Origin of the sequence: Acinetobacter sp. CS-2, assembly GCF_016599715.1 — a bacterium.
Lineage (GTDB): Bacteria > Pseudomonadota > Gammaproteobacteria > Pseudomonadales > Moraxellaceae > Acinetobacter.
In genome coordinates this window covers 2,681,266-2,693,067 of sequence record NZ_CP067019.1, presented here as the reverse complement: position 1 = coordinate 2,693,067, position 11,802 = coordinate 2,681,266, and the positions used below count along the sequence as shown (strand labels likewise).

Annotated in this window: 12 protein-coding genes; all 12 read left to right on the top strand. The window is 46.1% G+C overall.

Annotation, left to right across the window (positions count from 1 at the left end; genetic code table 11):
• Positions 1–6 precede the first annotated feature (6 nt).
• The 12 genes from rlmD to JFY49_RS13130 all read left to right on the top strand — a co-directional run bounded on the left by rlmD (position 7) and on the right by JFY49_RS13130 (position 11,801).
• On the top strand, positions 7–1,398 hold the full coding sequence (rlmD, locus tag JFY49_RS13185; RefSeq protein ID WP_200223174.1) for a 23S rRNA (uracil(1939)-C(5))-methyltransferase RlmD: 1,392 nt from the start codon (positions 7–9) through the stop codon (positions 1,396–1,398).
• Positions 1,399–1,427: 29 nt separating this feature from the next.
• A complete protein-coding gene (locus tag JFY49_RS13180; RefSeq protein WP_200223172.1) occupies positions 1,428–3,734 on the top strand; it encodes a RelA/SpoT family protein in 2,307 nt (768 codons plus the stop codon).
• Between the two features lie 233 nt (positions 3,735–3,967).
• Positions 3,968–4,606 (top strand): beta-ketoacyl synthase chain length factor, encoded by a 639-nt coding sequence (locus JFY49_RS13175; RefSeq protein WP_200223171.1) that lies wholly within the window; start codon positions 3,968–3,970, stop codon positions 4,604–4,606.
• A complete protein-coding gene (locus tag JFY49_RS13170) occupies positions 4,591–5,400 on the top strand; it encodes a lysophospholipid acyltransferase family protein (RefSeq protein WP_373423493.1) in 810 nt (269 codons plus the stop codon). Before JFY49_RS13175 ends, JFY49_RS13170 begins: the two co-directional genes overlap by 16 nt.
• Positions 5,397–5,657, top strand: a complete 261-nt coding sequence (locus JFY49_RS13165) for a phosphopantetheine-binding protein (protein WP_086195854.1) — start codon at positions 5,397–5,399, stop codon at positions 5,655–5,657. The genes JFY49_RS13170 and JFY49_RS13165 overlap by 4 nt, the downstream gene beginning before the upstream one ends.
• Before the next feature lie 9 nt (positions 5,658–5,666).
• Positions 5,667–5,915: an acyl carrier protein gene (locus JFY49_RS13160; RefSeq protein ID WP_166171369.1), complete on the top strand. Its 249-nt coding sequence runs from the start codon at positions 5,667–5,669 to the stop codon at positions 5,913–5,915.
• The gene (locus tag JFY49_RS13155; protein WP_180174428.1) at positions 5,912–6,466 is read left to right on the top strand and encodes a septation protein IspZ; all 555 of its coding nucleotides are present in this window, start codon (positions 5,912–5,914) and stop codon (positions 6,464–6,466) included. Before JFY49_RS13160 ends, JFY49_RS13155 begins: the two co-directional genes overlap by 4 nt.
• 12 nt (positions 6,467–6,478) lie before the next feature.
• On the top strand, positions 6,479–8,149 hold the full coding sequence (locus tag JFY49_RS13150) for an AMP-binding protein (protein WP_200223170.1): 1,671 nt from the start codon (positions 6,479–6,481) through the stop codon (positions 8,147–8,149).
• 12 nt (positions 8,150–8,161) lie between these two features.
• On the top strand, positions 8,162–8,896 hold the full coding sequence (locus JFY49_RS13145; RefSeq protein WP_200223169.1) for a glycosyltransferase family 2 protein: 735 nt from the start codon (positions 8,162–8,164) through the stop codon (positions 8,894–8,896).
• A gap of 55 nt (positions 8,897–8,951) precedes the next feature.
• Positions 8,952–9,830 (top strand): acyltransferase, encoded by an 879-nt coding sequence (locus JFY49_RS13140; RefSeq protein ID WP_227609617.1) that lies wholly within the window; start codon positions 8,952–8,954, stop codon positions 9,828–9,830.
• Entirely contained in the window at positions 9,830–11,362 is a 1,533-nt protein-coding gene (locus tag JFY49_RS13135; RefSeq protein ID WP_200223168.1) for an HAL/PAL/TAL family ammonia-lyase, read from the top strand. Before JFY49_RS13140 ends, JFY49_RS13135 begins: the two co-directional genes overlap by 1 nt.
• A gap of 19 nt (positions 11,363–11,381) precedes the next feature.
• Entirely contained in the window at positions 11,382–11,801 is a 420-nt protein-coding gene (locus tag JFY49_RS13130; RefSeq protein ID WP_086195848.1) for an acyl-CoA thioesterase, read from the top strand.
• The last annotated feature ends 1 nt before the right edge of the window (position 11,802 follow it).

Sequence of the window (11,802 nt, the reverse complement as noted above, 5' to 3'; positions counted from 1 at the left end):
GTATACATGAAACATAGAACCAAGCCACGTCCAGCTCAGCATCCGATTTACACGTTTCAGGTTGAGTCTCTTTCACATGAAGGACGGGGAATCGCGCACTATGGATCGCATCCCGATCATCCGAGTGACAAGTGCGGTAAAAAAGTTTTTATTGCCTATGCCTTGCCGGGGGAGACGGTTAGAGTGCAAATTACCCATGTGGTGAAACGTTTAGAAGAAGCCGATTGTGTGGAGGTTCTGAGTGATCCTTCGCATTTGCGTGTTCAGCCGCAATGCCCGCATTTTGGTGTCTGTGGTGGTTGTAATATGCAGCACATCAAAGAAGATGAACAAATTCGGCTCAAGCAGGAAGTCTTGAAGTCGCATCTGGAACATTTTGCCGGCATCCAGCCTGAACAATGGCTCACGCCGTTACGTTCACAACGTGAAGACTACCGTCGTAAAGCGCGTATCGGCGTGCGTTATATTCCAGCTAAAGATCAGTTGGTGGTGGGTTTTCGTGAACGTCAGAGCAATAAACTGACGCCGATTGAGCATTGTATGGTGTTAGATCGTGAGTTCGGTTCTATTCAGGTTTTGAGAGAGTTACTCGAAAGTCTAAAGGGCAAAGCAGCGATTGGTCATGTAGAATTGGACATGGGTGATGAGGATATTGCACTGCTGGTTCGCCATACTGAAAAATTGTCATCCGATGATGTCAACCGATTAAAACAGTTTGCGTTAAACAGACAGTGGCAACTGTATTTGCAGCCTGCGGGCAGCGACAGTTTGCATCGTGTCGATGATCCGACAGCTGACATGCGTTTGCATTATGCTTTAGATGAATTTGATGTGAAATTTGGCTTTAATCCGCTTGATTTTACTCAGGTTAACTCCACCATTAATCCTCAGATGGTGAAGCTGGCATGTGATTTGCTTCAATTACAGCAAGGTGAACGTGTACTCGACCTGTTTTGTGGTTTAGGAAACTTTTCCTTACCCTTGGCTCGTTGTGTCGGTGAAACCGGAAAAGTGGTTGCTGTGGAGGGAAGTGAAGACATGGTTCGACGTGGTGCAGAAAATGCCAAGAAAAACGGTATGCATCACGTAAAATTTTATTCACAAGATTTAACAAAAGATTTTTCGCATCATTCTTGGGCAAATCAGGGATTTGATGCATTATTGATTGATCCTCCACGCTCAGGGGCGGAGGAAATAATGTATTATGTGCCCAAATTTGGTGCGAAAAGAATCGTTTATGTATCATGTAATCCTGCCACATTGGCGCGAGACGCGGGTGTGCTGGTGAAACATGGTTATCGATTAAGAAAGGCTGGGGTAATGGATATGTTTACCCATACGGGACATGTTGAATCTATTGCCTTATTCGAAAAATACAACGAAATAAACGATTTATAATATGAAGTGTAAAAAAGTAGGAGTAGGGTATGGTCACAGTACGTGAGCAGCTTCCTGGACGTCTCAATGAGTTGTCGGAGGAAGCGACTGTAGAACATGCCGAACAAGCTCGACAAGATTTGGCTGAATGGTTAAATCGGGTTCGTGGCATATTAGATGATACGGCGCTAAAACAACTCGAAGATGTAGCGCATTTAACTTTGCAGAAAGAACTGCAAAGTACGGTCAACCATCGTTCCAATACCTTTTATACCGGCATTGAAATGGCCGATATTCTGGCGCATCTGCATGTCGATGAAGCGACCTTGTCTGCCGCAATGCTGTATCGTAGCGTTCGTGAAGGCGTGATGACGCTGGAAGAAGTACAGCAACATTTTGGTGAGCAAGTCTATAGTCTGGTGCAAGGGACACTGGCGATGGGTAAGCTGTCCGAGCTGATTGAAAAGAACAAGCGTCTGGAAGATCATTTTAATAACAACCAGCGCGAACATTTAAGTGGCATTTATAAAATGCTGATTGCCGTGACCGAAGATGTTCGTGTGGTGCTGATCAAGCTGGCCGAACGTACCTATGCCTTGCGTGAACTGACCCAGGCTTCTCGAGAACGTCAGGAGCGGGTGGCACGCGAGATTCTGACCATTTACTCGCCTTTGGCACACCGTCTTGGAATTGCCCAGCTTAAATGGGAGCTGGAAGATCTCGCTTTCCGTTATCTGGCCCCGGAGCGCTATAAAGAAATTGCCTCATTGCTGAATGAGAAGCGCTTGGAGCGTGAGCAGTACATTCAGTTTGTGATTGATAAACTGAAAACTGAACTGGCCAGCCATGGGATTGAAGCCGAGATTAGCGGTCGGGTGAAGCACATTTATTCGATTTATCGAAAAATGAAAAGCAAGAACTTAAGCTTTGACCAGCTCTATGATATTCGTGCAGTGCGGGTTTTAGTTAAAACTGTACCCGAATGTTATCACTCCTTGGGTATTGTGCATCAAATCTGGCGTCATATTCCGCATCAGTTTGATGATTACATTACCAACCCGAAGGCCAATGGCTACCGTTCATTGCATACTGCCGTGATTGCCGAGAATAAGTCGCTTGAAGTGCAAATCCGGACCAAGGATATGCATGAAGAAGCCGAGCTTGGGGTATGTTCGCACTTCAACTATAAAGAAGGTGCTAAAAATACCGACCATTCCTTCAATCATCGTTTGCATTCATTGCGTGCTGTACTGGAACATTATCAGGAACGTAATGATGCCAGTGCGCATAAAGTAGATGATGAACCAGAGAATTTTGAACAGATTCAAGATTTTGAAGGCTTTGAAAAAATTTATGTGTTTAGCCGTGATGGCGATATCAAAGAGTTACCGCGTGGTTCGACTGTTTTGGATTTTGCCTATCACGTGCATACTGAAGTGGGTAACAAATGTTATGCAGCACGCGTTAACCAGCGCTATGTGCCGCTGACCTATACTCTGAAAACCGGTGAGCAGGTTGAAATCTTAACCAAAAAAGATCGCGAGCCGAACCGGGACTGGTTGGTCAATTCACTAGGCTACATTAAAACCGCCCGGGCACGGGATAAGTTACGTCACTGGTTCAGGCAGCAAGACCGCAGTAAAAATCTGGAAGTAGGCCGTGAAATTCTCAATAAAGAGCTTTCACGTCTGGCGATTCACCCGAAAAGTATTGATTTAAGTGACTATTGCAATCACTTCAATGTTAAGTTGGGTGAAGACATTCTGATTGGACTGGTGAATGGCGACATTAGCCTGCATTCCTTGATCAATCAGGTCAACCGTCATATGCATATCGGTCAGGACGAGCCTGAACTGGTACTCAAACCGACCTTGAATCCGCGTGCTAGCCATACCTTGTCTGCACATGGCATTTTAATTGATGGTTTGGACAATGTGGAACTGCATATTGCCCAATGTTGTCAGCCGGTACATGGCGAATCGATTGGCGGTTATATAACCCTGAATCGTGGCGTCAGTATTCACAAGGTGGCCTGTCCAGATTATGTACGCATGATTTCTCAGGAACCTGAGCGTGCTGTCGAAGCGGATTGGGAAATGCAGCCTACCCGTGGCCAAAGTGTACAGATTGTGGTGGAAGCCTATGACCGTCGCGGTCTGCTCAAAGACCTCACGCAAGTGATTTTCTCCGATCAGATCAATATTCGTCAGGTAAATACCATTTCTGAAGCGGACGGTATTGCCAATATGAAACTGTTGATTGAGGTTAAAGGTTTGGCCCAGTTATCACGTCTTTTGGCACGTTTGGAACAACAGCCGGGCATTATCAGTGCGCGCCGTTTGGTACAAGGAAATTAATTCAATATTGCACTGATGCAATAAAAACCAGCAACACCTGTTGCTGGTTTTTTTATGTTTGATCAATTTTTTAAGGGTTTTCAAATAAAATAAACAATGAAATCAAAAATATAAATTTAAATAATTGATATTATACAAGATACGTTTTGTGTAATTTTTATTACAAATGCTATAATCCCGCCAATTAAAATAGCCTCGAGCTAAAATATTTTTGGGTATGGAAAATTAGGGCAATGCTTCAAATCAATGTGTCACAACTGTGCATAAGTCGTGCCGATGAAACAGTTGCCGCCTTAGAACAAATTCCAGCCATGCAGCGCAGACGTTTGTCAGGGATTGCCAAACTCGCTTTAAGCAGTGCCATTCAATCGCTGAATGCTGAACGGGCAGATTATATTGTTTGGGCTTCGCAATATGGCGATGAACATAAAACTTTAAACATTCTGGCCGATGTGCTGCAAGATCAGACGCCATCACCCACCCAGTTTTCCACTTCGGTGCATAATGCGATTGCCGGGTTATATTCGATTTTGTGTCAGGATGCGACCCCGTCGACCAGTCTGGCGGCTTCGTGGAGTGAAGCGCTGATTGAAGCCTATGCCTGGTTAAAAACCACAACGCAACCGAATCCACGCGTTCTGGTGGTGTATTACGACGAGGCATTACCGGCACTTTATCAGGAAGCTGAGCCTTTTACAGCCTTTGCCATGTCGGCAATTGTTGGTCTTGACGCACCCAACCTGCAACTGGATATGCAAGCACTAGGCAATCATTGCCATAAATATAAAGACGCACTAAATTTTCATGATTTCTGGCAGCAATCTGCACAGAATCAAGTTCCCCTGCATACTCAGGCGTGGCAAACATGTTAAAACCAGATCAACTTAAACAAAAAGCCAACTACCTGTGGCGTGTGGGTGCAACCGGGTTTAGTTTTGCCAGTTTTGGTATTGGCGGTGTGGCCATTGGCGGACTGGTTGCCCCTTTGGTAAATTTATCGACCCGCAATCCGGACTTGCGTCAGCAGCGTGCGCAAAAGGTGATTAAGCATAGTTTCAAGGGCTTTACCGAAATGATGGTCAAACTGGGAATTATGACCTATGACATCGAAGGGTTGGAAAAATTACAGCACAGTCAGCAGGAACTGGTGATTGCCAATCATCCGACACTGGTGGATGTGGTGGTGCTGATCGGGCTGATGGAGCAGGCCAACTGTGTGGTCAAGCAAGCACTGTGGTCGAATCCCTTTACCAAAGGTCCGGTACAGAGTGCCGGTTATATTTTAAATGCCGGTTCTGAGCAATTTATTCATGACTGCGTGGAAAAGCTCCGGCAGGATCAGGCGGCATCGCTGCTGATTTTTCCGGAAGGAACACGGACCGCCAAAGGCGAGTTGCTGAATGAGTTTCAGCGTGGGGCGGCCAATATTGCCATTCGCGCCAATGTGCCGATTCGTCCGGTGCTGATTAGCTGTACCCCTTCAACCTTAACCAAGAATGAAAAGTGGTATCACATTCCTTCACAGCCCTTTCATATTCAGGTGAAGGTACTAGATGCCATTCAAGTCGATGATCTTTTGGAAGATGCCAGCGTAAATCCCAAAAATGTGCGTCAGCTCAATCATCAATTACACCAATTTTTTAACCAAGAGTTATCTAAAAAATGAGCAATCTTGCTGATGAATTAAAGCAAATGATTATTGATGTTCTAGCCCTTGAGGACATCAGCATAGAAGATATTGACACCGATGCCCCTTTATTTGGCGATGGTTTGGGTCTGGATTCTATTGATGCCCTGGAACTTGGCCTGGCTTTGAAAAAGCGTTACAACATTCATTTGAATGCTGAATCGGCCGAAACCAAACAACATTTTAAATCAATTCAGAGCTTGGTTGCTTTGGTTGAAGCACAGCAACAGGTATAAGAGGTAGTCATGCTAACTCAGGAACAAGTACTGGAAAAACTTAGAGAATGGATGGAAGATCTGTTTGAAATTAGCCCTGAAGATGTGCAGCTGGATGCAAATTTAGCCACCGATCTGGATGTCGACAGTATTGATGCGATTGATCTGGTGGTCAAAATCAAGGAACTGACCGGCAAGCAGGTCAATCCTGAAGATTTTAAGAATGTCCGTACTGTGCAGGATGTGGTAACCGTAATTCAGAACATGTCTGCTGCATGAAATGGCTCTTGAAAGGGATAGTGGCAATTGGCTTGCTTCTTTATCCCTTTTTAGTGGGCTATAGCCTGGCCCATGGACAATATGTCTGGGTCAGCAGCCTGCTGATTGTTTTGGGACTCTTGCGCCTGTTCAGTAAGGGCAATGCCTTGCTGTGGCCTTTAACTGGCTTTGCCATTTTGTGTGGTAGCTTGAGCCTGATTTTAAAAGATCATGCCTGGCTGAAACTGTATCCGGTGTTGATGAGTGTCGGGGCATGTATGATTTTTGCCTCGACCTTAATCCGTCCACCGTCCATGATTGAGCGTTTTGCCCGGTTGGCTGAACCAGATTTACCCGAAGCAGGCGTGATCTGGACCCGTAAAGTCACCATGGTGTGGTGCGGTTTTTTTGTATTGAATGCCTTGATTGCCTTGGCGACAGTCTTGTTTGCTTCCATGCAGACTTGGGTGCTATATAACGGCTTTATTTCCTATGTGTTGATGGGGCTACTATTACTGGGCGAATTTATCTTGCGTAAGCGGCAACAGCGCTTAAATCAAATTCAGGAATAAAAATAGAATATTATGTTGTGTCATTTTCAAAGTCATCTTCATTCACAGAAAGCACTGTGCATTCAGCCTGATTTAAGCCAAATCCGCTTTCAGGATTTTTGGCAGGATGTGATACAACAAAGCCAGGCCATTGAGTTATTTGCACAGAACAGCTGGGCACTTTGGGAACCTGACAGTTACCAGTTTTTAGTACTGCTGTTTGCGGCACTGCTGGCCAAAAAACAGGTATTACTACCTCCGCACCGGGTCAGTGACTTAGAAAAAGAACTGGCTGAACAGAACATTTATTTTTTACAGCGTCAGCCTGTAGCTGCTTCCCACAACCAGCCGATTCAACTCAATCTGGATGATGCCTTTCTGACTCAGGCACAGGTTTATTTTTACACTTCAGGCTCCACCGGGCAGCCGAAGAAAATTCCACGCAGCTTGCGGCAGTTGCTCAATGAAGTACAGGGGCTGGATGCCAGTTTTCAGTTGCCTGAGCAGGCGATTGCCATTGCCACAGTGAGCCATCAGCATATTTATGGCCTGCTGTTTAAGTTGCTCTGGCCACTGGCAAGCGGTCGCTGTTTTTATCAGGCACAGTTGGCCTTTCCGGAAGATGTGGCCGACATCCAGAAAAAACTCAGTACATTCAAGATTGATAATTATGTGATTTCCAGTCCGGCCCTGTTAAAGCGCTGGACCCATGATGTCTTGTTGCAAGATTGCCTGACCGTTTATTCATCCGGTGGGAAACTGGAATCTGGAGTGCGTCCTTATTTAAACAGACCGATTAGCGAAGTGTTTGGCAGTTCGGAAACCGGGGGAATTGCCCATCGCCAGCAGGATGATGCCTTGTGGATGCCTTTTGCCAATGTCGATATTCAGGCCAGTGAGCAGCAGGAACTCCAAGTTAGAACCAATCATGCTTTTAGCGCAGACTGGATTTTCACTGGCGATAAGGTCGAAGTTATTGAGCCGGGCAATTTGAAAAGTCCATTTCATGTGTTGGGTCGCTTGGACCGGATTGTCAAACTGGAAGAAAAACGTTTAAGTCTGGATGCCATCGAGCAGAAAATTATCGAGCTGGATGACATCGTACAGTGTCATGTGCTGATTCTTGAACGGGAACATCGTCAGATTTTAGCCTGTGTTGCGGTATTGTCAGAGCAGGCCAGATTGCAGTTACAGCAAGGCTCCAAAGCACAATATGTGGCAGCCATCAAAGCACAGTTAAAGGCCAAGCTGGAAGGCATTGCCATTCCAAGACAGTGGCGTTTTTTGACACAATTACCGCAAAATGCCCAATCCAAGCTGAATAAACACTACATGAAATCCTTATTTCAGCCGATGTTGTTGCCTATAGTACTGGAACAGCACCATGAGTCAGAGCAGGTCAGCTATCGTTTGGAGTTTTCACCTGAGCTGGAATGTTTTAAAGGGCATTTCCCCGGCAAACCTATTTTTCCGGGTGTAGGACAAATCGGTTTTATCCAGCATTTTGCCCGTCAGAGCTGGGCAGAGCTGGAATGGTGTAACGGTTTTGAGCAATTAAAATTTCAGGACCTGATTCAACCGTATATGGTGTTGCAACTGAAATTGACCAGAAAATTGCACAAAGTCAGTTTTGAGCTTTGCCATGCAGAGCAGACCTTGGCCTCTGGTCGATTGCTGTTTCATATACCTACCGAACCTGCTTAAAAAGGACGATTTATGCAGCATTGTTTTGTCATTCCGGTATATAACCATCCTCATTATATTGAGGCGTTAGTGACTCATCTGGACCAGTTTCAAATGCCGATCATCTTGGTGAATGATGGCAGTGATGCCGCATGTACCCAGCTGTTACATGATATTGCAGCAAAACATTCATTGGTTGATCTGGTTGAACACACGCATAATCAGGGCAAAGGACAGGCTGTCATCACTGGTTTGCGCCATGCCCACAAGCTCGGTTTCAGTCATGCTTTGCAGCTCGATGCTGACGGTCAGCATGACTGGCAGGATGTGGCAAAATTCCTGCAAATTTCCCAGCAACACCCGGATGCGATGGTTATCGGTCAGCCAGTTTTTGATGCATCGGTGCCGAAAAAACGCCTTTATGGCCGTTATGCTACGCATATCTGGGTCTGGATTAACAGCTTGTCTTTGGATATCAAGGATAGCATGTGTGGTTTCCGGGTCTATCCCTTAGCACCTACCATTCAGGTGCTGGATTCGGCAAAGTTTCAGCCGCGTATGGGCTTTGATAGCGAGATTCTGGTGCGTCTGAAATGGGCCAATGTATCTTTTATCAATGTGCCGACCAAAGTCATTTATCCGGAAGATGGCATTTCCCATTTCAACGCCTGGCGTGACAACTGGGGAATGAGTCAGACCCATGCCAAATTGCTGGGTGGGATGCTCATTCGTTTGCCGCAATTATTGCGACAAAAAATGCAAGGTTGATGCTGTGGCTGATCTGAACCCGACCCAATGGAATGACATCAAAGAACGTGGTGGTATGTTACCTTTGACTTTGATGTTGGCTTTCTATCGCGTAGGCGGGCGATGGCTGTGTCGCATATTGCTGTATTTTATTATTTTGTGGTATTGGCTGTTTGCGATCGCAGCACGTCAGGCTTCAATGCAATATTTGACCCGATTGCACCATTTTGCCGGTCAAAACTCTCCATTTCCGCATACGCCGAGTCTGACCCATAGTTATCAGCATTTTATGCAGTTTGGCGAATGTATTCTGGATAAAATTGAAGGCTGGCTGGGCAATATTCCCGAGCAGCAATTACAGTTGCATGGTCATGAGCATTTTCGTGCCCGCTATCAAAAGGGGGCTGTCATTGTGGTGTCGCATTTTGGCAATATCGAGTTGCTGCGGGCGATCAAGTCGGAATATCCACAAAAAATTAATGTGCTGGTCTATCAAAAACATGCTACCAAATTTAACCAGTTCCTGAAAAAACTCAATCATCATGCCGATGTCAATTTGATCTCGGTGGATGAACTGGGTATTGAAACTGCCCTGATTTTGCAGGAAAAACTTGATCAGGGTGAATGGGTGATTGTGGCAGCAGACCGCGTACCGGTGCAGTCAGACCGGGTTCAATCCGTTTCATTTTTAGCTGAACAGGCGAACTGGCCGCAAGGGGCCTGGATTTTGGCCAGTTTGCTGAAAGTGCCAGTGCTGGCCGTGTTCTGTTATCGGGTCGGTACTCATTTTGAAGTACATATCCATTCGATTGCTGAACAACTGAATTTTCCGCGTAACAACCGTCTGCAAGCCATGCAAACGACCATCCGTGAATATGTATCACTCCTTGAGCAGCACTGTATTCGTGCGCCGTATCAATGGTTTAATTTTTATAATTTTTGGAACAAAGATTAATGCAAGTTTTAGTTATTGGGGAAAGTCCACTTTCAATTGAAGATGTGGTGGCAGTCGCACGTCAGGAAAAACGCGTGGCTTTACCGTACTCGAATGAATGGCGCAATTTGATTCAGCGCGGTGCTGATTTTCTGGATCAACTGTTGCAGGATGAAGGCGTGATTTATGGCGTGACCACCGGTTATGGCGATTCCTGTCTGGTGGAAATTCCTGCGCATCAGGTCAATGAACTGCCTTTGCATTTATCGCGTTTCCATGGCTGTGGTCTGGGACAAAATCTGGATTTAATCACCGCACGTGCGGTGGTGGTGACACGCCTGTGCTCGCTGGCACGTGGCTATTCCGGGGTTTCGCATGCGCTGCTGGAACGTCTGGTCTGGATGTTAAATGAAAACGTGATTCCAGTGATTCCCTCTGAAGGTTCGGTGGGGGCCAGTGGCGATTTAACCCCATTATCCTATATTGCCGGCGCATTGGTCGGTGAGCGCGATGTGTATGATCAGGGACAGATTGTTCCGGTCAGTCAGGTTTATGCAGAAAAAGGCCTAGAACCCCTAGTGATGCGTCCCAAAGAAGGCTTGGCACTGATGAACGGTACGGCGGTGATGACCGCGATTGCCTGCCTGAACTATAAAAAAGCTGAACAGATCAGCTTGGCCAGTACCTGTATTACCGCGCTGAATGTCTTGGCTTTGGAAGGTAATCCGAGCCATTTTGATGAAGTGCTGTTTGCGCAAAAACCGCATCCGGGCCAGCAAAATATTGCCGCACAGCTGCGTGACTGGCTGAACAGTGAAGTACAGACTGAACATCAAAGTTCACGTCTGCAGGACCGTTATTCGCTACGCTGCGCACCGCATATTATTGGCGTATTTGAAGATTCTAAAGTATGGCTGCGCCAGTTTATTGAAAATGAACTGAATTCCAGTAATGACAATCCGCTGATTGATCCGGTGAACTTGCGTGTGTTGCACGGCGGGCATTTCTATGGCGGTCACATTGCCCAGGCCATGGACAGCCTGAAAATCATGATTGCCAATATTGCCGACCTCATGGACCGTCAGCTGGCGCAACTGGTGGACTATAAAATGAATAATGGTTTGCCGCGTAATTTAACTGGGGCAACCGACGAGCGCCTACCATTGAATCATGGCTTTAAGGCGGTGCAGATTGGCGTGTCGGCATGGACGGCAGAAGCCTTGAAACAGACCCTTTCTGCTTCGATTTTCTCGCGCTCGACTGAATGTCATAACCAGGACAAGGTCAGTATGGGTACCATTGCGGCACGTGACGCCAGCCGTGTGATCGTACTGACCGAACAGGTCATTGCGGCCCTGTGCTGTGCCAGTGTACAAGCCATTCATTTAAAAACTCTGGATGGAAAATTGTCTGAAGTTCTCGCCACATTTAAGGCCTGGGTGTTACAAACCTTTGATTACGTGGTGGAAGACCGGCCATTGCAGCACGAGTTGCAGCAACTGGTGGATCGACTGGAAAATCTGCAATTATTGAACAGTGGACTTGTTCGCTAAACGTGATGGGAAACAGACGATGCATGCCGATGTGATTATAGAAGTGCCCTTTCATGATGTGGATACCATGGACGTGGTTTGGCATGGGCATTATTTAAAGTATTTTGAAATTGCCCGCTGCAAGTTGCTGGACCAGTTTCAGTATAACTATAAGCAGATGCGCGCTTCTGGCTATGCATGGCCGGTGATTGAAAGTCATGTGCGTTATGCGCATGGCATCCTATTTGAGCAGAAAATTCGGGTACGTGCCATTTTAAAAGAATGGGAAAACCGCCTGAAAATTGAATACCAGATTTTTGATGCCGAAAGTGGAAAAAGGCTCACCAAAGGCTATACCACGCAAGTGGCGGTAGATATTGCCAGTCGGGAAATGTGTTTCCAGTCGCCGCAAGTTTTATTGCAGCGTTTAAATGCCTGGTCTGAATTTAAGCCGGAGTAAA

Bases quoted from the DNA above. Each gene is read 5' to 3' on its own strand.
- rlmD (WP_200223174.1), top strand. From the start codon at position 7: ATGAAACATAGAACCAAGCCACGTCCAGCTCAGCATCCGATTTACACG.
- JFY49_RS13180 (WP_200223172.1), top strand. From the start codon at position 1,428: ATGGTCACAGTACGTGAGCAGCTTCCTGGACGTCTCAATGAGTTGTCG.
- JFY49_RS13175 (WP_200223171.1), top strand. From the start codon at position 3,968: ATGCTTCAAATCAATGTGTCACAACTGTGCATAAGTCGTGCCGATGAA.
- JFY49_RS13165 (WP_086195854.1), top strand. From the start codon at position 5,397: ATGAGCAATCTTGCTGATGAATTAAAGCAAATGATTATTGATGTTCTA.
- JFY49_RS13160 (WP_166171369.1), top strand. From the start codon at position 5,667: ATGCTAACTCAGGAACAAGTACTGGAAAAACTTAGAGAATGGATGGAA.
- JFY49_RS13155 (WP_180174428.1), top strand. From the start codon at position 5,912: ATGAAATGGCTCTTGAAAGGGATAGTGGCAATTGGCTTGCTTCTTTAT.
- JFY49_RS13150 (WP_200223170.1), top strand. From the start codon at position 6,479: ATGTTGTGTCATTTTCAAAGTCATCTTCATTCACAGAAAGCACTGTGC.
- JFY49_RS13145 (WP_200223169.1), top strand. From the start codon at position 8,162: ATGCAGCATTGTTTTGTCATTCCGGTATATAACCATCCTCATTATATT.
- JFY49_RS13140 (WP_227609617.1), top strand. From the start codon at position 8,952: ATGTTACCTTTGACTTTGATGTTGGCTTTCTATCGCGTAGGCGGGCGA.
- JFY49_RS13135 (WP_200223168.1), top strand. From the start codon at position 9,830: ATGCAAGTTTTAGTTATTGGGGAAAGTCCACTTTCAATTGAAGATGTG.
- JFY49_RS13130 (WP_086195848.1), top strand. From the start codon at position 11,382: ATGCATGCCGATGTGATTATAGAAGTGCCCTTTCATGATGTGGATACC.